Source organism: Mesorhizobium sp. WSM4306, assembly GCF_007003975.1.
Classification (GTDB): Bacteria; Pseudomonadota; Alphaproteobacteria; order Rhizobiales; family Rhizobiaceae; genus Mesorhizobium.
On record NZ_VFTC01000005.1, the window covers coordinates 30,923 to 52,116 of the forward strand.

18 protein-coding genes and 1 tRNA gene are annotated in these 21,194 nt (G+C 63.9%); 12 read left to right on the forward strand and 7 right to left on the reverse strand.

Going from position 1 to position 21,194, the window contains the following annotated elements:
- Window positions 1-17: 17 nt before the first annotated feature.
- Window positions 18-962, forward strand: coding sequence for a glycosyltransferase (locus tag FJV77_RS08635; RefSeq protein WP_142866395.1), 945 nt, complete (start codon window positions 18-20; stop codon window positions 960-962).
- A 74-nt stretch (window positions 963-1,036) separates the two neighbouring features.
- Here FJV77_RS08635 and FJV77_RS08640 read toward each other — a convergent pair whose 3' ends face one another.
- Window positions 1,037-1,957 carry a peptidylprolyl isomerase gene (locus FJV77_RS08640; protein ID WP_142866396.1) on the reverse strand — a complete coding sequence of 307 codons (921 nt, stop codon included), beginning with the start codon at window positions 1,955-1,957 and terminating at the stop codon, window positions 1,037-1,039.
- Between the two features lie 243 nt (window positions 1,958-2,200).
- Here FJV77_RS08640 and secA point away from each other — a divergent pair, with 243 nt between their 5' ends.
- Window positions 2,201-4,933, forward strand: coding sequence for a preprotein translocase subunit SecA (secA, locus tag FJV77_RS08645; protein WP_142866397.1), 2,733 nt, complete (start codon window positions 2,201-2,203; stop codon window positions 4,931-4,933).
- 239 nt (window positions 4,934-5,172) lie between these two features.
- On the opposite strand, the gene FJV77_RS08655 is transcribed toward secA, so the two are convergent.
- Window positions 5,173-7,758 (reverse strand): AAA family ATPase, encoded by a 2,586-nt coding sequence (locus FJV77_RS08655; protein ID WP_142866566.1) that lies wholly within the window; start codon window positions 7,756-7,758, stop codon window positions 5,173-5,175.
- Between the two features lie 242 nt (window positions 7,759-8,000).
- On the opposite strand from FJV77_RS08655, the gene FJV77_RS08660 reads away from it, so the two are divergent.
- From FJV77_RS08660 to FJV77_RS08685, 6 genes are all read left to right on the forward strand, one after another.
- Window positions 8,001-8,273, forward strand: coding sequence for a DUF4242 domain-containing protein (locus tag FJV77_RS08660; RefSeq protein WP_142866399.1), 273 nt, complete (start codon window positions 8,001-8,003; stop codon window positions 8,271-8,273).
- Window positions 8,251-8,556 (forward strand): hypothetical protein, encoded by a 306-nt coding sequence (locus tag FJV77_RS08665; RefSeq protein ID WP_142866400.1) that lies wholly within the window; start codon window positions 8,251-8,253, stop codon window positions 8,554-8,556. Before FJV77_RS08660 ends, FJV77_RS08665 begins: the two co-directional genes overlap by 23 nt.
- A gap of 173 nt (window positions 8,557-8,729) precedes the next feature.
- Window positions 8,730-9,233: a hypothetical protein gene (locus tag FJV77_RS08670; protein WP_142866401.1), complete on the forward strand. Its 504-nt coding sequence runs from the start codon at window positions 8,730-8,732 to the stop codon at window positions 9,231-9,233.
- A 270-nt stretch (window positions 9,234-9,503) separates the two neighbouring features.
- On the forward strand, window positions 9,504-10,907 hold the full coding sequence (locus FJV77_RS08675; RefSeq protein WP_142866402.1) for a lipopolysaccharide biosynthesis protein: 1,404 nt from the start codon (window positions 9,504-9,506) through the stop codon (window positions 10,905-10,907).
- Window positions 10,907-12,187 carry a GNAT family N-acetyltransferase gene (locus FJV77_RS08680; protein WP_142866403.1) on the forward strand — a complete coding sequence of 427 codons (1,281 nt, stop codon included), beginning with the start codon at window positions 10,907-10,909 and terminating at the stop codon, window positions 12,185-12,187. Before FJV77_RS08675 ends, FJV77_RS08680 begins: the two co-directional genes overlap by 1 nt.
- Window positions 12,188-12,294: 107 nt before the next feature.
- Complete coding sequence (locus FJV77_RS08685) at window positions 12,295-13,452, forward strand: YncE family protein (protein WP_142866404.1); 1,158 nt, start codon at window positions 12,295-12,297, stop codon at window positions 13,450-13,452.
- Window positions 13,453-13,552: 100 nt separating this feature from the next.
- Here the strand turns inward: FJV77_RS08685 and FJV77_RS08690 are convergent, their stop codons facing one another.
- Window positions 13,553-15,385: an adenylate/guanylate cyclase domain-containing protein gene (locus FJV77_RS08690; RefSeq protein WP_246691192.1), complete on the reverse strand. Its 1,833-nt coding sequence runs from the start codon at window positions 15,383-15,385 to the stop codon at window positions 13,553-13,555.
- A 427-nt stretch (window positions 15,386-15,812) separates the two neighbouring features.
- Window positions 15,813-15,897: transfer RNA gene (locus tag FJV77_RS08695), tRNA-Leu, on the reverse strand.
- 275 nt (window positions 15,898-16,172) lie between these two features.
- Here FJV77_RS08695 and FJV77_RS08700 point away from each other — a divergent pair.
- Both FJV77_RS08700 and FJV77_RS08705 read left to right on the forward strand, forming a co-directional pair.
- Window positions 16,173-16,757: a YqaA family protein gene (locus tag FJV77_RS08700; RefSeq protein ID WP_142866405.1), complete on the forward strand. Its 585-nt coding sequence runs from the start codon at window positions 16,173-16,175 to the stop codon at window positions 16,755-16,757.
- A 63-nt stretch (window positions 16,758-16,820) separates the two neighbouring features.
- Window positions 16,821-17,339: a disulfide bond formation protein B gene (locus FJV77_RS08705; RefSeq protein WP_142866406.1), complete on the forward strand. Its 519-nt coding sequence runs from the start codon at window positions 16,821-16,823 to the stop codon at window positions 17,337-17,339.
- Window positions 17,340-17,504: 165 nt separating this feature from the next.
- Here FJV77_RS08705 and FJV77_RS08710 read toward each other — a convergent pair whose 3' ends face one another.
- On the reverse strand, window positions 17,505-18,062 hold the full coding sequence (locus FJV77_RS08710; RefSeq protein ID WP_008874122.1) for an HNH endonuclease: 558 nt from the start codon (window positions 18,060-18,062) through the stop codon (window positions 17,505-17,507).
- 129 nt (window positions 18,063-18,191) lie between these two features.
- Entirely contained in the window at window positions 18,192-18,833 is a 642-nt protein-coding gene (locus FJV77_RS08715) for a DNA-3-methyladenine glycosylase (RefSeq protein WP_142866407.1), read from the reverse strand.
- 75 nt (window positions 18,834-18,908) lie between these two features.
- On the opposite strand from FJV77_RS08715, the gene gluQRS reads away from it, so the two are divergent.
- Window positions 18,909-19,784 carry a tRNA glutamyl-Q(34) synthetase GluQRS gene (gene gluQRS / locus FJV77_RS08720; RefSeq protein ID WP_142866568.1) on the forward strand — a complete coding sequence of 292 codons (876 nt, stop codon included), beginning with the start codon at window positions 18,909-18,911 and terminating at the stop codon, window positions 19,782-19,784.
- Here gluQRS and FJV77_RS08725 read toward each other — a convergent pair whose 3' ends face one another.
- Window positions 19,785-20,072 (reverse strand): hypothetical protein, encoded by a 288-nt coding sequence (locus FJV77_RS08725; protein WP_112562263.1) that lies wholly within the window; start codon window positions 20,070-20,072, stop codon window positions 19,785-19,787. It abuts the gene before it with no gap.
- Between the two features lie 219 nt (window positions 20,073-20,291).
- Here FJV77_RS08725 and FJV77_RS08730 point away from each other — a divergent pair, with 219 nt between their 5' ends.
- Window positions 20,292-21,188, forward strand: a complete 897-nt coding sequence (locus tag FJV77_RS08730; RefSeq protein WP_142866408.1) for a DMT family transporter — start codon at window positions 20,292-20,294, stop codon at window positions 21,186-21,188.
- Window positions 21,189-21,194: the final 6 nt, after the last annotated feature.

A 21,194-nucleotide genomic window follows, 5' to 3' on the forward strand; every position in this document is an offset into this window, starting at 1 on the left:
AACCGCCGGGGGGCGACTTGACCAAAAACGCCTTACCGGTTCTGCCCGTCAGCCTGATCGTCGTTTCCGACTATCTGACGCCGGATGGCGACGAGGAATTGCGACGGGCAATGCGCGCCTATGCGCAGGATCCGCGGGGCGTGCCCGATGAAATCATCTTCATGCTGCCCGAGGGCCATACCGCCGAGATTGCAGCCGAGTTTGACCGGAAACCGGCCTTTTCCTGCCCTTCGGTGATCGTCGCGACGCATGACAGCGACGAGTCCTCGCAACTGAAGGACGCAGCACTCGCCTATTGCCGCCATGACCTCGTCGCCGTGGTCGAGGCCGATTGCCTGACGCGGCCCGGATGGCTGGCGATCCTTTACGAAGCTGTGGTGAAAAACCCGAAGATCGATGCGATTTCCGGCCGCACCACTTACGGCAAGGACACCATGATGATGCGGGTGATGTCGCTGCTCGACCGCGGCTTCATTGAGCGCCGCAACCGCAACGGCCAGATCATCCATGTCAGCAACAATGGCGCTCTGTACCGACGGCCGGTTCTCGAACGCTATCGCTTCGAAGCCGACCACGGACCTTTCGTCTCCTCGCATCTGCGGCAGCACGCGATGCTGAGGGATGGCGTGGCCATGGAGGTAGCCACGGAGGCAGTCTCGATCCACGCCTATGAGGGCCTGGGCTTCATCTGGGATGTCAGGCGCAACAAGGGATACCAGTACGCGCGCATGGATCTGCTGACGAAGGGCCGACGTTCGAGGCTGGGTCTCGCCTGGCGGGCGGTAAAAACGTCCTTCAAGGAAAACCGCCAGACGGCGCAGGCCGTCGGCACGGCGTTTTGCCGCTGGACGGACTGGCCGCTGTTCTGGGCGATGATGCTTCTGGTGCGCATCCCCGAATTCAGCGGTGCCCTTGCCGCCGGCGATCCGGCGGCGTTCAAGGCTTCCACGCACTATCGTTGAATTTTCCGCCAGCCAACCTCGAAACGAAAAGGGCGCCAAACGGCGCCCTTTTGCATGCTTTTCGAGGCGCCGCCTTACTTGCCGGCTTCCATCGTGTCGACGGCCTTCTTCAGGTTCGCGTCGGGGATCTCGACCTTGGCGGCGCCGCGCAGCTGCTTGACCAGCGCGAAATACTTGTCGCGGATGACCGCCTGCTTGGCCTGGTCCTTGACGTCGTCGAACGCCGGCGGCTGCTTGACGCGCTTGTCCTCGAGCTTGATGACGTGCCAGCCGAACTGCGACTGCACCGGCTCCTTGGTGTATTTGCCGACGTCGAGCGCGAATGCCGCCTTGTCGAATTCGGGCACCATCTGGCCCGGGCCGAACCAGCCGAGATCGCCGCCATTGGTCTTGCCCGAGGGATCGCTGGTGTGCTCGTTGGCGAGCTTCTGGAAATCGGCGCCGCCGTCGAGCTGTTTGATGATCGCCTCGGCCTCTTCCTTCGTCTTCACGAGGATGTGACGGGCATGAACCTCATTGACCGGCGGCGCGCTGGCGATTTCCTGGTCGTAGCGCGCACGCACCTCGGCGTCGGTAACCTTATTGACGACGCCCTTTTCGACCATTTCGCCATGCAGCGCGCGCTGCTGCAGGAACGCCATGCGGCGCTGGAAATCGGGATCCTTGTCGAGGCCGGTGGCGACCGCCTGGGCGGCCATGACGCGGATCTCGATGGCCGCGGAAAGGGCGGCCGCGCGGCGCTGCTCGGGCGGCAACTGCGCGAACTGCTGCGACAGCTCGCCCTCGGCAAGCCCAAGGTCCGCCTCGGTCAGCTTCTCGCCATTGACGGTGGCGACGACCGCGTTGGGATCGACGGGTGCGGCGGCTGGCGCTGCTGCAGCATCGGCCGGTGCGGGAGCGGCTTCCTGGGCCATGACAGGAGACAGCGACAGAGCCGACAGGCCGAGGGCCAGGCCAAGGCTGGCGAGCGACGCACGGCGAAACAGTAAGGACATCAAGATTAACTCCAAGGGGGATTGGTCGGGCTTGCAGATCAGCCGGATTGTGGCGGAATTTGGCGCTGGCCATAGGGCTAACGCGGCGTTGACATCAGTTGAGCCCCCTCTTATCTGTCCAACGACTTTGCGTCCAGAACCGTTTTCCGGGCGCTTTTTGCGTTTGTCCGCGTTTCACGCGGAATTGATGGGGCCGGCCGGCGCTCATCTCAAGATTGAGAATTCTATCGAAAGGACCATTGGATGGTCAGTCTCGGCGGTCTCGCCCGTAAGGTTTTCGGCTCCTCAAATGATCGCCGCGTCAAGGCGACCCGGCCGCGTGTCGAGGCGATCAACGCCATGGAAAACGAGATGCGGGCGTTGTCTGACGCCGAACTTCAGGCGCGCACGGAAAAATTCCGCCAGGATATCGCCAACGGCGCCACCCTGGATGACCTGCTGATACCGGCCTTCGCCACCGCCCGCGAGGCGGCGCGCCGCGTGCTCGGCATGCGCCCCTTCGATGTGCAGCTGATCGGCGGCATGGTGCTGCACAATGGCGGCATCGCCGAAATGCGCACCGGCGAGGGCAAGACGCTGGTCGCCACCCTGCCCGTCTATCTCAACGCGCTGGCCGGCAAGGGCGTCCACGTCGTCACCGTCAACGACTACCTCGCCACGCGCGACTCCGAATGGATGGGCCGCGTCTATAAATTCCTCGGCCTTTCGGTCGGCGTCATCGTCCACGGTCTCTCCGACGAGGAGCGCCGCGTCGCCTACGCCGCCGACGTCACCTATGCCACCAACAACGAGCTTGGCTTCGACTATCTGCGCGACAACATGAAATATGAGCGCGCCCAGATGGTGCAGCGTGGCCACAATTACGCGATCGTCGACGAAGTCGATTCCATCCTGGTCGACGAGGCGCGCACGCCGCTGATCATTTCCGGTCCGCTCGAGGACCGTTCGGAAATGTACAACACCATCGACGCCTTCATGCTGCAGCTCGGCCCGGCAGACTACGAGATCGACGAGAAGCAGAAGACCTCGATCTTCACCGAGGAAGGCACCGAGAAGCTGGAAAACCTGCTGCGCGCGGCCGGCCTGCTCAAGGGCGAGTCGCTCTATGACGTCGAGAACGTCGCCATCGTTCATCACGTCAACAACGCGCTGAAGGCGCACCGGCTGTTCCAGAAGGACAAGGACTACATCGTCCGCAATGACGAGATCGTCATCATCGACGAGTTCACCGGCCGCATGATGCCGGGACGCCGCTATTCGGAGGGCCTGCACCAGGCGCTCGAAGCCAAGGAGCATGTGGCGATCCAGCCGGAAAACCAGACGCTGGCCTCCGTCACCTTCCAGAACTATTTCCGCCTCTACAAGAAGCTGTCCGGCATGACCGGCACGGCGCTGACCGAGGCCGAGGAGTTCGGCAACATTTACGGCCTCGAAGTCACCGAAATCCCGACCAATCTGCCGGTTATCCGCAAGGATGAGGACGACGAGGTCTACCGGACGGTCGAGGAGAAGTACAAGGCGATCGTCAAGGAGATCAAGGAAGCGCGCGCCAAGGGCCAGCCGACGCTGGTCGGCACGACCTCCATTGAAAAATCCGAGCAGCTGGCCGAGCGCCTGCGCAAGGAAGGATTCAAGGATTTCGAGGTGCTGAACGCCCGCCATCACGAGCGCGAGGCGGCCATCGTCGCCCAGGCCGGCAAGCCCGGCGCCATCACCATCGCCACCAACATGGCGGGACGCGGCACCGACATCAAGCTCGGCGGCAACGCCGAGATGCGCATCGAGGACGAACTGGGCGACATGCCTGCAGGCCCCGAGCGCGAGGCGCGCGAAAAGGAAATCATTGCCGATGTCGAGCGCCTGAAGGACAAGGCGCTGGCCGCCGGCGGCCTCTACGTGCTCGCCACCGAGCGCCATGAGTCGCGCCGCATCGACAACCAGCTCCGCGGCCGTTCCGGCCGCCAGGGCGACCCCGGCCGTTCGAAATTCTTCCTGTCGTTGCAGGACGATCTGATGCGCATCTTCGGTTCCGAGCGCATGGATGGCATGCTGCAGAAGCTCGGCCTCAAGGAAGACGAGGCGATCATCCATCCGTGGATCAACAAGGCGCTGGAAAAGGCGCAGAAGAAGGTCGAGGCGCGCAACTTCGACATCCGCAAGAACCTGTTGAAATACGATGACGTCTCGAACGACCAGCGCAAGGTGGTGTTCGAGCAGCGTATCGAATTGATGGACGGCGAAGGCCTGTCCGAAACGATTGCCGAAATGCGTGAAGGCGTCATCGAGGAGATCGTCACCAAGAACATCCCCGAAAATGCCTATGCCGAGCAGTGGAACGTTGCCGGCCTCAAGGCCGAAGTCGCCGAATTCCTCAATCTCGACCTGCCGGTCGAGGACTGGGTCAAGGAAGAAGGCATTGCCGAGGATGATATCCGCGAGCGCCTGACCGAGGCCGCCGACGCAGCCGCCAGGGAGCGCGCCGAGCGGTTCGGCCCCGACGTGATGAGCTATGTCGAACGTTCGGTGGTGCTGCAGACGCTCGACCATCTGTGGCGCGAGCACATCGTCAACCTCGACCATCTGCGTTCGGTCGTCGGCTTCCGCGGCTATGCCCAGCGCGATCCGCTGCAGGAGTACAAGGGCGAGGCGTTCGAGCTGTTCCAGGCGCTGCTCGGCAATCTGCGCCAGGCCGTCACCGCGCAATTGATGCGCGTCGAACTGGTCCGCCAAGCCGCCGAAGCGCCGCCGCCCGAAGCGCCCAACATGTTCGGGAGCCACATTGACGGCACCACCGGCGAGGACGACTTCCAAGGCGGCGAGACCGCACTTCTGGTCCGCCAGGAGAGCAACGCCATCGTCGCTCCCGAAGACCGCGACCCGAACAACCAGGCGACCTGGGGCAAGGTCGGCCGCAACGAAGCCTGCCCCTGCGGCTCCGGCAAGAAATACAAGCACTGCCACGGCGCGTTTGCTTGAAGGGCGTGACCTTCGACTAAAAGGCCGGAGGGACAGCGCCCCCCTCTGTCCTGCCGGACATCTCCCCCACATGGGGGGAGATCAGCAGCTCAATTGATAGCGCCTTTTCTTCAACCTTTGTGATTGGCGAAAGTCGAAAGGACATCCAATCTCCCCCCTCGTGGGGGAGATGTCCGGCAGGACAGAGGGGGGCGCGAAGGGTCGCTTGCCTCAAAGTCTGTCACTCCGAAGGTACTTTTTCACAACAACCCCGAATCGCGCGCCGCCGCAGTCGCCTCGCCGCGCGACACCGCGTCCAGCTTGCCCAGCACCGCCGAGACATGATGATCGACGGTCTTGGGCGAAATCGTCAATTGCTCGGCGATCCGCTTGTTGGACAGACCGCGTTCGATCAGCTGCAGCACCTGCATCTGGCGCAGGGTGAGGCCGGCCTGGTTAGCGCGCGTCGAACGGCGCGGTCCTCTTGCAATGTGAATGACGCCATTGCGCCGCATGGTTTCGCGCACATGCTGGGCCACTGGCCTGGCGCCGAGGCTCTCGAAAATCTCCAGCGCCGAACGCTGTGCCTCGTCATCGCCCTGAACGAGCGCCAGTGCGCGTTCATAGGGCGCGTTCAGCTCACCCCAAAGCGCTGCCGCCGCCCGCCATTCACCGGTAAGAAGCAGCCGATAGGGCTCGGCCATACCAGCCGTGTCGCCGGCATCCCGCTCCGGCGCCAGCAAACGCCGCCAGCCGGCCAGCTCCGCGAAAGCCGATCGTGTCGGCGCCAGGGTCTCGGCATGATCGATCAGCAGCAAGGCCTCGTCCCGGTCGCCAAGGCCAAGCCAGGCCTGCTCGGCCATCAGCGCCGCATAGGGCGTCAGCCGCTGCAGCTCGGTTCCTTTCTCCAGGAACTGCGCCATCTCGGCCAGAAGCGGCTCGGCTGACGGATCGCCGCGCCGGATCCGCAGTTTCACCAGCGCCACCAGGGAGGGAAAGCGCACCAGCTGCGCCGTCTGGCCGCTGGACAGCACGTCGAGCGCCTCGCTGGCGGCGTCCTCCCAATGTCCCTGGCGCAGCAAAAGCTGCGCCAGCACCCCGCGCATATAATCGCGCCAGGTCACCAGATCGTTTTCAACGCAGTAGTTGATGCCGCGGTCGAGCATGGTCCGCGCTTCGTCGAAGCCCAGCTGGTTCATCTCGGTGCAAGCGCTGTTGGTGAAGGCCCGCGCCGCGTGCTCCTGGAAATTCTGATCCAGCGCGATTTCCAGGCTGCGGGCAAGGTTCGCACGCCCCTTGGCAAAATCCAGCCATTGCCCGGCGGCGCCAACATTGTTGAGCGCATGGCAGACGATGTCGGGACTGTTCATGCGCTCGGCAAGGTTGACCGCTCTCTCGCCGAGCAACAGCGCCTCGTCCACCCTCTCGGCCAGCATCGCCAGTTGCGACAGGTTGGAATAGGCCATGGCGAGTTCAGGCCCTTCCGGCACGGTTTCCAGGAGCGCCACCGCCTGCTTGCCGAACACTTCGGCAGCCCTGCGGTCTCCGGCGAGATAGGCCAGCCGCGACAGCCATCTCAGGCTGTCGCCTTCCTTCGCCTCGTTTCCCTGCTCCTCATGCAGCCAGCGCGCCTGGCCCTGCGCTTCGATCGCTTCCTCGATCCGGCCGATGAGGTGGCACTCGAAGGCATATTGTTCGTAAAGCACCGCGCGGGTTTCCACCGGCAGGCTATCGGCGTGGCGCAGGACGACTTCGTAGTAGCCGGCGGCATCGCGATGGGCGCCGACCCGCGATGCCTCGCGCGCGGCAATCGGCGCAAGTTCGCGCACCGCCGCCAGATTGTGCGCCTCGACCGCATGGTGCACCAGGCGGCCTGTGGAGACTTCCCCATTTTCGAGCAGTGCCGCCAGCGCACGCTGGTTGAATTGCCGCCTGTGCGACGTCGTCAGCATCATTTCGATGGCGCGCCGCGCAATGTCGTGACGAAAGGCGTAGCCGTCGCCCAGATCGTCGAGCAGGCCATTGGCGACGCATTCGGCAAGCTGGCCGGCGCTGGCGACGCCACACAGACCCTGCAGGGCCCAGGCGTCAGCCCGCCGCGGAAACACCGACACCGCGTCGAGCATTGCACGGGCCCCGGACGACAGCCGCTCGGCACGCGCCAGCACGGCGTCGCGCACGCTTGCCGGCAACGCCGTTTCGTTTTCGGCGGACAGCAATTCGGTGACGAAGAAGGCATTGCCGGCGGTCGCCCGGTAGATGGCATCGCCGTCGCGGCCGGCCGCATCGGCAAGCGACAGCACGGCCGCTTCGCTGAGCAGCGGCACCTCGATGCGCGCCACGCTGCCGGCCGGGATTTCGCCCAGTGCGCGGCGCACGCGCATCTGTCCTTCGCTGCGGTCGGTGCGCGCCGTGAGCAACAGCAGGATGTGGGTGTTGGAAATACGCCGGCCGAGGAAGCGCACGAAATCGAGCGTCGCATCGTCGGCCCAGTGCAGGTCTTCGATCACCAGCAGGCTCGGTCCCTTCGCAGCAAATGCGTCGAGCGCGTCAGAAAACAGCGGCAGCCTCTGCCCATGCCGGGCGTCGATCGCGCGCGGCAGCGCCCATTGCGCCTCACGGGCCAGATCGTAGAGCGGCCCCAGCGGATCGGGAATCGACAGGTCCTCGCAGGCGCTGCGCAACATGGCCGCGCTCTGCCCGACACGGGCCGCGAACGCCTCGACGAGCGCCGTCTTGCCGGCGCCGGCCTCCCCCGCCAGCACCGCGACACGGCCATGGCCGCCGATTGCATCGCCGAGCAGGCTCTCCAACTGCTGCAGCTGCGTCTGCCGTTCCAGAAGCATCATCATCGTCTCGTATGATCGGAGTTTTCCACCATGGCGGGCCGCTCACGATAGCCCGTGAAGAGAGCGCCGCAATGTGACTTTGCACACATTGCCGTGCCTCTTTCCACAAAGAACGACGCCAACATAGGGAATCGTCCCGCCAAATATGGGGAATCGTTCCGATGCGCAGGCCGGCACGGCGTGGTCAACGTCCAGCCGCGCTCCGATCGAGCGTGAATCAATAGAAAAGGAAGCCTTCCATGCCTCGCTATCTGATTGAACGCACGTTTCCGGACGGCCTCAATATACCGATGACCGACATTGGCGCCACAGCGGTGGGCGGCGTCGTCATGCGCAATGCCGAAAAGGGCGTCACCTGGATCCAGTCCTTCGTCACGCCCGACAAGAAGCGCAGCTTCTGCATTTACGAAGCGCCCTCGCCCGAAGCGATCCGCAGCACCGCCCAGAAAAATTCGCTGCCGGTCGACAAGATCACGGAGGTGCGGGTTCTTGACCCTTACTTTTACCTCTGATCCTGCGTTCGGTCGTTACAATGATGAGCATCAAACTACCCTTCGCGGCCATGGCGAATTGCCTGATGGCTTGCCGGTCGGTGGAACCGAGCCTGTCCTGGGAAAGACCGGCCGGCCAACCTCTCTGCTCGGCCGTCTATGGCGGTTCGCGACGAAGCTGCCTGCGTATCTGTCTGAAAGGCGGCGCCTGCCCCCGGAAGGCGACTATCTGAGGCGCGACATCGGGCTCTCGGAACAGGAAGTTCCGCAGGAGTATTGGCAATATTACTTTTGGGATCGTTGATTTTGCTCAATTTTTAGCGGCGCCGGCCAGAAGCTCGGCAACCGGAGCCGCACACCCATCGCATAACCGGGACGGGCAAAACCGTTTCCTCAATCCTCAACCAACGCCGCCGGCGTTTCGGCAGGCCAGATCGGCCGCCGTCGCCTCAAGCGTCAACAAACGGACGGAAAAACATGACCATAACTCTTTGGACGACACGCTTCGCCGCCTTGGCCGCCATCTCGATCGCGACCGGCGCCGCCGCCCAGGCACATGACGCCAATCCGTTGGCCGAAAAGGTGCGCGCCGCCAACAGCCGCTTCGAGAATGTGGCAGCCGCCACAGCCGAAGGCTACGCCCCGATCCCTTGCGCCAGCGGCATCACCGGCGGCGCCATGGGCATCCACTATGTCAACGGCGCCTATCTCAAGGACGATGCCGTCGATGTCGCCAAGCCCGAAGCGGTGATGTACGAGCCGATGGCCGACGGCAGCCTGAAGCTGATTGCGGTCGAATACATCACCTCGAAGGGTCCGGCCTCGCTCGAAGGCCAGCTGTTCAATTTCAACAGCGCCCCCAACCGCTACGGCCTTGGCCCGTTCTACGAACTGCATGTCTGGGCCTGGAAACAGAACCCGACGGGCGCCTTCGCCGACATGAACCCGCACGTGTCGTGCGACGCAATGAAGGGAATGTAACCCTCCCCATGTGACACCTCGGGCACCGGACACACCCCGGTGCCTGGCCTTCCCCCTTGGCGGGGGAGGGGCGAGCGCAACGCCGACCCGGCTCCCCAGCTTCCCCGGCGTTCGCTCGCCTTTTCGTTCTGCCACCGGCTTGACGATTGACGTACCTTGCACACGCGACTGTTTTGGCCGCTCGACGTACCGCACCTGCCCACCCTTTCTTAAGGTGTTTCGGATACATCGAAAACCTTGGAAAGAGGCGGAAAACGGAGAGACATCGGGGTGCGCTTTTCCGCGGCGACGACGGCCGGGCGGTTCTTGCCGCAGCGCTTGGCGCTGCGCATAGGGCCGCTGCTTGGCCGCATCGATGCGGTGCTGTTCACTGCCGACGAGCGCGGCGAAGCCGGGCGCATGTCGCTGATCGCCTTTGCCATCCGCATCGTCAGCGCCGTCATCGCCTTCATCAGCCAGGTGCTCATGGCGCGCTGGATGGGCTCGTTCGAATACGGCATTTTCGTCCTCGTCTGGGTGACGATGGTCATCGTCGGCAACCTTGCCTGCCTCGGCTTCCACACCTCGGTTATCCGATTCATCCCCGAATACCGCGAACGCAACATGCTGGCCGAGCTGCGCGGCATCGTGGTCGCCAGCCGCCTGTTCGTGCTGATTGCCTCAACCGCAATCGCCGGACTTGGCGCACTGGGTGTCTGGCTGTGCGCGGACTGGATCGAAAGCTACTATGTGATCCCCTTTATCCTCGGCCTGTTCTGCCTGCCGATGATTGCCATGGGCGACCTGCTGCAGGGCCAGTCGCGCGCCAATTCCTGGGCGCTGTTTGCGCTGTCGCCGACCTATCTGGTGCGGCCGGTGCTGATCCTGGCGCTGATGGCGCTGATGCTGGCGCTGGGTTACGCGCCTGACGCCCGCACCGCGATCTTCGCCTCGATCGCCGCCACCTACGCCACCACGCTCGCCCAACTCATCGGCGTTACCTCGCGCATGGGCAAGAATATCCCGGCCGGGCCGATGAAGGTGCATTTTTCCGAGTGGTTCATCGTGTCGCTACCGATCTTCCTGGTCGAAAGCTTCTTCTTCCTGCTCACCAACGCCGATGTGCTGATGGTCGGCGCCTATCTCCAGCCCAACGACGTCGCCGTCTATTTCGCCACCGTCAAGACGCTGGCGCTGGTGCATTTCGTCTATTTCTCCGTCAAGGCCGGCGTTGCCCAGCGCTATGCGCAGTTCACCCATGGCGAGCCGGAAAAGCTCGCCGCCTTTGCCCGCGAGACGGTGTCGTGGACGTTCTGGCCGTCGCTGTTGATGGCGCTGCTGGTGCTGCTGCTCGGCGAACCCATGCTGGTGCTGTTCGGTCCCGAATTCACCGCCGGCTATCCGCTGCTGTTCCTGCTGGTGTTCGGCGTCGTGGCGCGCGCTGCGGTCGGCCCTTGCGAAAGCCTTTTGACGATGAGCGGCAACCAGAACATCTGCGCCGCAGTCTATGCCATGACGCTGGCCTTCAACATCGGCCTCAACATAGTGCTGATCCCGCTCTTCGGCCTGTGGGGGGCCGCCATCGCCACCAGCCTTGCCATGGTCTTCGAGGCGAGCGCGCTGTCCTTCACCGTCTGGCGCAAGCTTGGTATCGTCATGCTGATCTTCATGCCCGCAACCAGGGGAGCCGCCTGATGGCCGCCACCCCGTTGATCGAGGAAACCAGTGGCGGTCCGGCCGGCGCCATGGTGTCGGGCCTTGCCGGCCTGGCGCGCGACGCCGATCCGGCGCATCTCGAGATCCTCGCCAACAACCGGCCGCAGCGCAAGCTCGCGATCTATCCGGCCTCGGCCGGCTTCGAGCTGGTCGAGGAACTCGACTATCTGTGCACCCGCACGATCGAGCCCAACGTCTTCTTCAATCCACGCTTCCTGGCGCCGGCCATGCCCCGGCTGGAGGATCGCGAGGTCAAGCTGGCGGTGATCCGCGACGGTGACGAATATCGCAACCGCCTGCGCCTGCTGGTGCCGTTCTCGGTCGAGCGGCCGGCCGTGCCGCTCGGCGTTCCGGTGATGCGTACATGGTCGAGCCCGTTCGGCCCGATCGGCACGCCGCTGGTCGACCACGACGACCCCATCGGCGTCGTCGAGGATTTCTTCGGCATGCTGTCGCGGCCGCACCTGAAGCTGCCGAAGGTCTTCGTGCTGCCCGACATGCGGCTCGACGGCTCGTTGGCCAGCGTGCTTGCCACCGTTGCCGAGACGCGCGGCCTGACAATGGTCACCACCGGCAAGGCGGACCGGCCGGTGCTCGAAAGTACGCTCGACGGCGAGGCCTATCTGAAGACATCGCTGCGCGCGCATCACCATCGCGAATTCCGCCGCCTGAAGCGGCGCCTGGGCGATCTGGGCAAACTGGAACACATCGTGGCGCGCGGCCCGGACGAAATCCGCCATGCCATCGAAAGTTTTCTGACGCTGGAAGCCGCCGGCTGGAAGGGCCGCGAGCGCACCGCCATGGCCATCGATCGTTATCGCGCCGCCTTCGCCCGCGAGGCCGTGCACCGGCTGGCCGAACACGATATGTGCCGCATCCATTCGCTGACGCTGGACGGCCGCACCATCGCTTGCCTGGTCGTCTTCGTCGAGGCCGGCGTCGCCTACACCTGGAAGACCGCCTATGACGAGACGCTGGCGACCTATTCGCCGGGCACGCTGTTGATGATCGAGGTGACCAAGCAGCATCTCGACGACCCCAACGTCATGATGACCGATTCCTGCGCCGTGCCCGACCATCCGGTGATGAGCCGGCTGTGGAGCGAGCGCAAGCCGATGGGCTCGCTGGTGATCGGGCTGACGCCGGATGCCGACCGCCTCGCCCGCCAGGCCGCCTCGCAGCTGCACCTCTACCGCGAAACCCGCAACATGGCCCGCCTGCTGCGCAACCGCATGAAGAGTTTGTTGGGGCGGCGCTGAGCCGTGTACCCCGCGGGAGCCTTGAGAAAAGCCACTGGATCAACGGCAAAACCCAAGCTATGGGTCGCGGCGGCAATTTCGGCCGGCCTTCACGACAAGCCATCCTGATGATCAGAACCTTTTTGCGTCACGCCAGTACCCGTGCGGCCTTGCTGCTGCTTGCGCTGCTGCCTGTCCGGGCCTGGGCCGATAGCTGTCCCGAGGATTGCAGCGAGCCCGCGCCGCCCGTCAGCATCTATCGCCACACCGGTGCCGGCCACCTCAGCCCGGCCACGCTGGGTGCACTGCCGCGAGTCTATGTGCCGAACCGCTCCTCCAATAGCGTCACGGTGATCGACACCATGACGCTGAAGGAAGTCGACAGGTTCTCCGTCGGCAGCAAACCGCAGCACGTCGTGCCGTCCTGGGACCTGAAGACGCTCTGGGTCGCCAACAACGGCACCGGCAAGAATGGCAGCCTGACGCCGATTGACCCGATGACCGGCAAGCCCGGCCCGCAGATCGCCGTGGATGATCCCTACAATTTGTATTTCATGCCCGATGGCAGCGCGGCCATCGTCGTGGACGAAGCCCTGGAGCGGCTCGATTTCCGCGATCCCCACACCATGGCGCTGAAATCGAGCCTGCCCACACCCACTTGCGCCGGCATCAACCACGCCGATTTCTCGGTCGACGGCTCCTACGCGATCTTCACCTGCGAATACGGCAATGGCGGACTGGCCAAGATCGACCTGAAGAACCAGAAGGTGCTTGGCCATCTCGACTTCTCGAAAATGGGCATGCCGCAGGACATCCGCCTCTCGCCCGACGGCAAGGTCTTCTACATCGCCGACATGATGAATGACGGTGTCTTCCTGGTCGATGGCGACGGTTTCAAGGAAATCGGCTTTATCCCGACCGGCATCGGCGCCCATGGCTTCGTCGTCAGCCGCGACGGCAAGCGGCTCTATGTCTCGAATCGCGGCTCGCACAAGATGGAGCAGGGCACGGCAAAGGGGCCGGGCAACGTGACGGTGATCGACTTCGCCACCCGCGCGGTCGTCGCGCAATGGCCGATCCCCGGCGGCGGCAGTCCCGACATGGGCAATGTCAGCGCCGACGGCAAACAACTATGGCTGTCCGGCCGCTTCGACAGTGCCGCCTACATGATCGACACGACATCAGGCGCGGTCACCAAATTCCGCGTCGGCGCCGAGCCGCACGGCCTGACGGTCTGGCCGCAGCCGGGACGGTATTCGCAGGGCCATACCGGGAATATGCGATAAGGGTGCGTCTACGGGAAAAATAATGCTCTTAGCCAGACCAGAAACACATGAAATCGAGCACCTACAAAAAGTGGAACAAGTAGGATAGCAACCGCGACGATCACTCCGGCACGCCGGAGATGCCCAGCGCCTCGACGTAACGCTCGGCGAACACCTTGTCCCGCCATGGGTTGATCTGTCTCTGCAGGGTGAGCGTGTAGGTCGGGAACGCCTCCATCAGCCGCCGCGCCGCCGCCTGCGCCTCGTCCAGCCGGTTGAGTTTGACCAGCGCCATGATCACCACCCGGTGTGAGGTGCCGTAGTTCGGCATCTCCTGCAGCGCGCGTGCTCCCCATGCCAGCGCTTCCTCATAGCGCTCGAGCATCAGGTAGCTCATCCCGATGCCGGAGAGCGCGATGCCCTTCTCTGGGTCGACCGGGCTCAGCCGCATTGCCCTGTGAAAGTGCTCGATCGCGACGAGCGGGCGGCTGGAATGTGCGTTCACCCAGCCGCTGCTCGTATGGCCCTGCGCCGAATTGGGGTTGAGCAGCAGGGATCGTTCTATCGTGCCCAGGGCCATCTCGTAGTCCCTCGCGCTGTAGGCGAGCACCTGCGCGGCGAAGCGTAGGCTCGTGGGGTCGTCGCGCGCTTCCGCCAGCACCTCGCGCGCCATGCGCACTGCGACCCGGACATCGTCGGGCTCATGCCAGCACTGGCTCACGGATACGCTGCGGATATAGGCGCCAAGCCCCTTTGCCAGGTTGAAGCCGGGGTCGATGCTGAGCGCCTCGTTGGTGAGCCGGCGCACGTCGGCAAAGCCTTCGCGCGTCATGCTGTAGAAGCGCGGCAGCGCGCGAAGATAGAGGTCGTAGGCGCTGATGTAGTCAGTAGGCTTCATGCGCGCCTGCTTGATCTGCTCCAGCCGGATGCTCGGCTCGACAGCGCCGACGACGCTCTCGGTCACCTTGTCCTGCAGGTCGAAGATGTCGCTCACGTCGCCCTCGAAGCGGTCGGCCCAGACATGGTGTCCGCTGATCGCATCCACCAGCTGCCCACTGATGCGCACCCGCGATCCTGCTCTGCGGATGCTGCCTTCGAGCACGTAGCGGACGCCCAGCTCGCGCCCAACCTGGCGCAGGTCCACCGCCCGGCCCTTGTAGGTGAAGGACGAGTTGCGGGCGATCACGAAGAAGGAGTTCACACGGCTCAATCCCGTGATGATGTCCTCTACCAGCCCATCGGCAAAGTATTCCTGGTCGGGGTCTCCGCTCATGTTGGTGAAAGGCAGAACAGCGATCGAGGGTTTCTCGGGCAGGGGAGGCGGCGCAGCCACCGAGGCGCTGGCGTCGGTCTCGACGCGATAGGCGCGCACAGGCCGCTCGATGTTCTTGAGGCGCAGTTCGCCGAGCGGTGTGAAGCCGAAGTCGAGCTTGCCCTGAAGGTGGTCGTAGGCCGTGCCCGAGACGATCACGGTGCCGGGATCGGCGATGCTTTCGAGTCGGGCGGCGATGTTGACCCCGTCGCCGTAAAGGTCGCCGTCCTCCTCGCAAACCACGTCGCCGAGATTGACGCCGATGCGGAAGCGAATCCGCTCGTCGTTGGGCGTCTCCGCCTCATGTTCTGCCAGAGCCTGCTGGATCGCCATCGCCGAGGTCACCGCGTTAACGACACTCGCGAACTCGCACAGCATGCCATCGCCGGTGAGCTTGACGATCCGACCATGGTGCCCGGAGACCAGCGGTTCGAGGAGGTCCTTGCGGTAGATTTTCAATCGCTCGAGCGTGCCGCGCTCGTCGCGCTCTGTCAGGCGCGAATAGCCGACCACGTCGCAAGCCATGATCGCTGCGAGGTGACGCTGCGTGGTCATCGCACCGCTCGGCAAAGCGCCTGCACGCGGGCCGCCCCGCGTCCATGTCCGGCCGACTTCCAGACGCCTCACGTGCATGGTATCCATCTCTCCCAGTCTCCGCCGGTCGCCGATACAGAACGGAGAACGCAGCTTGACGTTGCCTTCACGAGATTTCGCTATGCGCTTGCCAGGCGTGGAGCGTTCCAGTCGAGGCGCTAACAGCCAACCGACGACACGCTCACGCAGCCTCTGGGGACGCTGACACGCCACTCCCAGAAGGCTGGAGATATTTCCTGTTTTTTGTAACCGGCTGACGTCACCGTGGCGGTGCTTTTGTATCGGACATCACACCAGACGTTCGCGCTTAGAGGCGATGAGGTCGGCGAGTGGGGTGAGCGGGATTGGTCAATCTGATGACTGATGCCTTCGCCTTGTCGGCCAAGGTACAGGCTGGACGCGACCCCTCATAGAGGGTGCCAACGAGGCATTCCAAGGTGGATTTCGGGTGGATCAAAATCCACCAGGAGAGATTTGGTGCCCCTAGCCGGAATCGAACCAGCACTCCTTGCGGAACTCGATTTTGAGTCGAGCGCGTCTACCAATTCCGCCATAGGGGCTCAGGCCAATGGCCTGGATGGCGCGGACTATACGGTTGGAGGCCTGTTCGTCAACTGGCCAAATGCGCCGCCCTGCCCTGCTTGCGGCAAAAGCCCGCCTTTCGGTTTCGTGTAGCTCCTGCCATTGTGCGGCGCAGAAAATCTTTCTAGACAGGCCGCGAGTGAAAGCGCGCCCCGGCCTGAGAGATCGACGTGGCGCGCTTCGATCATTGTTTGTGCATGCCCGTTGTCCCGAAGCCGCTGCGCAGTTTGGGCGACCTGCATCAGGAGAGCCGATGCTTCGCGGACTTTACGACTGGACCTTGTCGCTGGCGGCCCGCAAATCCGCCGAATGGTGGCTGGCCTTTATCGCCTTCGTCGAAAGCTCGGTGTTTTTCATACCTGCCGACGTCTTGTACCTGCCCATGGCGTTGGCGCGGCCCGAACGCGCCTATCGCTACGCGCTGACCGCCACCGTTGCGTCCGTGCTGGGCGGCATTGCCGGCTGGCTCATCGGCTACTATGCCTACGACACGATAGCGCGGCCGATGTTGGAGCATTTCGGCGGCCTCGACACGTTCGAGAGGTGGCAGTCGTCCGGCACCGGGTTGATGCTGGTGCTGCTCGTCACATCGGGCGCCGCCCACTTGCCGCCGATGAAGGTGGTTACCATTCTGGCCGGGGCGCTTCACGTCAATCTCGTCGTCTTCATCATCTCGGCCATCCTGGCGCGCGGCGCTCGCTTCTTGCTTCTCGCCTGGCTGCTGCGCCGCTACGGCGAGGAGATCAAGGAATTCATCGAGAAGCGTTTGGGATTGATCTTCGGCGCCGGCGCCGCCGCCCTGATTTCGCTCTATATCGTGGTCAAATACGCCTTCTGACCGCCCAAGGCGGGCGGTGTTTTCAGGATTGTGCCGGCGGACGGCGAATTCAACGGACGAGACATGACAGCTACGATGACTGCCGACACCGGACGCCAGAGGACGCGCACCGCTTTGTTTCTCGCCGTCGCCATGGCCGCCACGGTCGGCTCGGCACTCGCCTTCCAGCACATAGGCGGCTACATCCCCTGCCATCTCTGCCTGGAGCAGCGCACGCCTTATTACATCGGCGCGCCGCTGATGCTGCTGGCGGTGATCACCTCGATGCTCAGCGCGCCGGCCTGGCTGACGCGCGGCCTGCTCGCCATTGGCGGCCTGCTGATGCTCTACGGCCTCTATCTCGGCGTCTATCACTCGGGCGTGGAATGGGCCTGGTGGCAAGGGCCGGCCGACTGCACGGCCGGCGCTGGCCCGGTCGACACCGGCGGCAAGGGCGTGCTCGACGCGCTCGACAAATTCGTGCCGCCGTCCTGCGACAAGGCCGCACTGCGCATCCTCGGCCTGTCGCTGGCCGGCTGGAACGCCATCGCCAGCTTCATCCTTGCCGCCGTCGCCTTCCGCGGCGCGCTGGCGCGGGATTGAGCGAGATTGATTGAGTGGCACGCCGCAGAGTTCGTCCAGAAATTCGCCAGCCCGGATTGGCTGGCGCGGCTTTCGAGAACCGGAGCGGAGCGTACTTAAGTACGTGAGCACCGGAAGCGCAGAAAGCTGCGGCAGACGGCCGGGCTCGCGGATTTCTGCCGAACTCTATGGCTCCAGTTCGACATCCCAGTACAGATAATCCATCCAGCTTTCATGCAGATGGTTGGGCGGGAACAGCCGGCCATTGTTGTGCAGATCGTGCACAGTCGGCTGATAGGGCTTTTGCAGCGGCCACATCTTGGCGTGCGCCGGCATCATGCCGCCCTTCCTGAGATTGCAGGGCGAGCAGGCGGCCACGACATTCTCCCACGTCGTCGCCCCGCCGCGATGGCGCGGGATGACGTGATCGAAGGTCAGATCCTCGGGCGTGCCGCAATACTGGCACTGGAAGCGATCGCGCAGGAAGACGTTGAAGCGGGTGAACGCCGGGTGCCTCGACGGCTTCACATAGGCCTTCAGGCTGACGACGCTGGGCAGCTTCATCGAGAAGGTCGGCGAAGACACCGCATGCTCGTATTCGGCGACGATGTTGACCCGGTCGAGGAACACTGCCTTGATGGCGTCCTGCCAGGACCAGAGTGACAAGGGGTAATAGCTGAGCGGACGGTAATCCGCATTCAGCACCAGCGCGGGAAGCCCATCCGGAGATACGGCAACCGTCACCTTGTTGACCTCCTTGGCTCTAGAACCGTTCGGCGCGGATACTGTAAGCCCGACATGACAGGGATGTGAAGCGGATTGTCGTCAGCTGAAAGCGGCAAAAATGCAGGATTTTCATGCTTTTTTGCGGATTCAGGCCGGAGGCGCTGCGTCCCTGCCCCTGGTTTCGCGATAATAGGACCAGAAAAGCCGCGATGCGACACCTCGCCACGGGCTCCATGATTCGGCCAGAGCGATGAGTGTTTTCTCCGGCGGACGCGGCTCGATGCCCAGCGCATGGCCGACCGCGCTCTGAAGCGCAACATCGCGCGCGGGGAAAATATCGGGGTGGCCGGCGGCGAACAGAAGATAGACTTCCGCCGTCCACGGACCGATGCCCGGCACCGCTGTCATGGCAGCGATCGCCTCTTCGGCGTCGAGCGAGCAGAGGTGATGCAGGTCGAGCCCGTCGGCCACGGCCTGGGCCACCGCGATCAGGCCGCGCTGCTTCGGCCGCGACAGCCCAGCCTCGCGAAACATGTCCTCGCCGGAAGCGAGGATCGCCTGCGGCGTCAGCGGATCGACCAGTTTGACCAGTCGGCCGAAAATGGCATCGGCGCTCGCACGTGAGACCTGCTGCGAGACGATGATCGAGGCGAGGCTACGAAACCCCGGCTCCGACAGCCGCAGCGGCACCTCGCCGGCCATGCCGCGCACCTTTTCCAGCCGCGGATCGATTGTGCAAAGCGCATCCAGCCCCCGCGCAATGTCGTCCAGTGTCGCGATGCGTTGCATGGTATCCTTGTCCGCCGATGAGCAGCAAAGTAGCAATTGGCAAAACCGCTGCACAACCGGATTGCCGCCTCTGAGATGACGCTCCTGACATTTCGCTTCGCGCCGAGCCCGAATGGCGAGCTGCATCTCGGCCATGCCTATTCGGCGCTGCTCAACCAGCAAATGGCAAATGCGGTGGGTGGGCGCCTGCTGCTGCGCATCGAGGACATCGACACTACGCGTTGTACGCCGGAGTTCGAGGCCGGCATTTTTCGCGACCTCGAATGGCTCGGGCTCGAATGGGAACAACCGGTGCGGCGCCAGGCCGGGCATTTTGCCGACTATCAGGCAGTGCTCGACCGGCTGATCCGCGAAGAGCTCGTCTACCCTGCCTTTATGAGCCGTGGCGAGATCAGGGCTTTTATCGCCGACAGCGAAAAGCGCGGCCGCGACTGGCCGCGCGATCCCGACGGCGTGCCGCTCTATCCCGCCGCCGACAAGGCGCTGCCGATCCGCGAACGCAACCGCCGGATCGCCGACAAAGCACCATTCGCCTGGCGCCTCGACGTCGATGCCGCACGGGCGCGCGTCGGCACGGATCTGTCCTGGCGCGAATTCACCGACGAGGCGCTGTCGGCGACGCAGCATGTCGAGGCGCGTCCGCAGGATTGGGGCGACGTCATCCTGGCGCGCCGCGACATCCCGACCAGCTATCACCTGGCCGTCGTCGTCGACGACGCCCTGCAAGGCGTCAGCCATGTCGTGCGTGGCCGCGACCTCTATTCCGCGACCGGCATCCAGCGCCTGCTGCAGGAACTGCTCGGGCTGGCCCAGCCGTACTATTTCCACCACCGTCTCGTGCTTGGACCGGACGGGCGCAAATTGTCGAAGAGCTTTGGCGATACCGGCCTTGCCGCGCTCAGGCAGGCAGGCGCTTCGCCGGACGATGTCAGGCGGCTTGTCGGACTCTAGCTAAAGGCGGGCCAGCCCCGCCTTGAGCAGCGCCAACGCGGCGATAAACGCGAAGGCGCCGCCCAGTCCCCAGGCAACCGCGAGCTTCAGATCTCTAAGGACGATGCCATGCTCGTTCGCGACCATGATCGCGACGAAAAAACCAAGTGTGAACAGCAGCGTGTTGCCGGTCGACCCAAAACCGTCCTCCTGCATGATGGCGTCGAGCGCTGAGCCGAAGAAGAAGCCGAACACGGCCACGCTCGCAACCGTCATCAACAGCCAGCTTGTGTCCAGATGCAACAGCATGTGCGCTCCAGTAAATGCCGAAACGGCGTGTCGCCGGATCGATCGACAGAAGCCGATTGCCCTGACGCCGCCCTTTGAATTCGGTCACCCCTTACATTCCCATGAGCTTATGTATCAATTGTTTCGCTTTGCTTGCCGGATTGAAGCGCATTAGAGCAATTGCCGTAGTTTACTCTTCACCCAATCGGCCCCCACCGCACACGAACGGCTTCCCCAAAAATGCACAGTCTCAAGCGGTTCATCCCCGCCTCCTTCGTCGTCCTGTGGGCGACCGGCTTCATCGGTGCGCGTTATGCCATGCCATGGGCGGAACCCTTCACTTTCCTGGCGGCCCGCTTTGTCATTGCCGCCTTGCTGCTCGCCGGCCTGATGCTCGTGCTTGACTCGAAGCGCGCCACAAGGGCCGAAGCGCTTCACGCCACCGTCGCCGGCATTCTCATGCATGGCGTCTATCTCGGCGCGGTGTTCTGGGCGATCCACCGAGGCATGCCGGCCGGGCTTTCGGCGCTGATCGTCGGCCTGCAGCCGCTGATCACGGCGGTGCTTGCCGGCAAGTTCCTCGGCGAGGCCATCCTGCCGCGGCACTGGGCCGGCCTCGCCGTTGGCCTCATAGGTGTCGTCATCGTGCTGTGGCCGAAGCTCGGCGCGCTTGGCGGCGGCGTCACGCCGGAAACGCTGGTCGCTTCGTTCGTCTCGGTGCTGGGCATGAGCGCCGGCACCATCTGGCAGAAGCGCTATGCGTCGGGCGGCGACCTGGTGGCGGCGACGATGTGGCAATACATCGGCGGCGGCGCGCTGATGATCCTGGCCTCGCTTGCCTTCGAGACGCACACGGTCATCATCAACGGCGAACTGATCTTTGCCATGGCCTGGCTGGTGCTGGTGCTGTCGATCGGCGCCATCTTCCTGTTGATGGTGATGATCCGCGACGGCGAGATGTCGAAGGTCGCGTCGCTGTTCTACCTGGTGCCGGCCGTCACCGCTGTAATCGCCTGGGCGCTGTTCGGCGAACAGCTCAGCCTCGTGCAGATCGTCGGCATGGCCATCGCGACACTAGGCGTCGGACTGGCAACGGCCCGGCCGGTCAGGGGAAAAACTAGGGAATTGAGGATCTGAAGAATT

Excerpts from the sequence above, each read along its gene's own strand:
- gluQRS (WP_142866568.1), top strand. The coding sequence starts at position 18,909 with ATGACGCTCCTGACATTTCGCTTCGCGCCGAGCCCGAATGGCGAGCTG.
- FJV77_RS08700 (WP_142866405.1), top strand. The coding sequence starts at position 16,173 with ATGCTTCGCGGACTTTACGACTGGACCTTGTCGCTGGCGGCCCGCAAA.
- FJV77_RS08655 (WP_142866566.1), bottom strand. The coding sequence starts at position 7,758 with ATGCTTCTGGAACGGCAGACGCAGCTGCAGCAGTTGGAGAGCCTGCTC.
- FJV77_RS08660 (WP_142866399.1), top strand. The coding sequence starts at position 8,001 with ATGCCTCGCTATCTGATTGAACGCACGTTTCCGGACGGCCTCAATATA.
- FJV77_RS08725 (WP_112562263.1), bottom strand. The coding sequence starts at position 20,072 with ATGCTGTTGCATCTGGACACAAGCTGGCTGTTGATGACGGTTGCGAGC.
- FJV77_RS08670 (WP_142866401.1), top strand. The coding sequence starts at position 8,730 with ATGACCATAACTCTTTGGACGACACGCTTCGCCGCCTTGGCCGCCATC.
- FJV77_RS08640 (WP_142866396.1), bottom strand. The coding sequence starts at position 1,957 with ATGTCCTTACTGTTTCGCCGTGCGTCGCTCGCCAGCCTTGGCCTGGCC.
- secA (WP_142866397.1), top strand. The coding sequence starts at position 2,201 with ATGGTCAGTCTCGGCGGTCTCGCCCGTAAGGTTTTCGGCTCCTCAAAT.
- FJV77_RS08685 (WP_142866404.1), top strand. The coding sequence starts at position 12,295 with ATGATCAGAACCTTTTTGCGTCACGCCAGTACCCGTGCGGCCTTGCTG.
- FJV77_RS08715 (WP_142866407.1), bottom strand. The coding sequence starts at position 18,833 with ATGCAACGCATCGCGACACTGGACGACATTGCGCGGGGGCTGGATGCG.
- FJV77_RS08680 (WP_142866403.1), top strand. The coding sequence starts at position 10,907 with ATGGCCGCCACCCCGTTGATCGAGGAAACCAGTGGCGGTCCGGCCGGC.
- FJV77_RS08690 (WP_246691192.1), bottom strand. The coding sequence starts at position 15,385 with ATGGATACCATGCACGTGAGGCGTCTGGAAGTCGGCCGGACATGGACG.
- FJV77_RS08705 (WP_142866406.1), top strand. The coding sequence starts at position 16,821 with ATGACAGCTACGATGACTGCCGACACCGGACGCCAGAGGACGCGCACC.
- FJV77_RS08730 (WP_142866408.1), top strand. The coding sequence starts at position 20,292 with ATGCACAGTCTCAAGCGGTTCATCCCCGCCTCCTTCGTCGTCCTGTGG.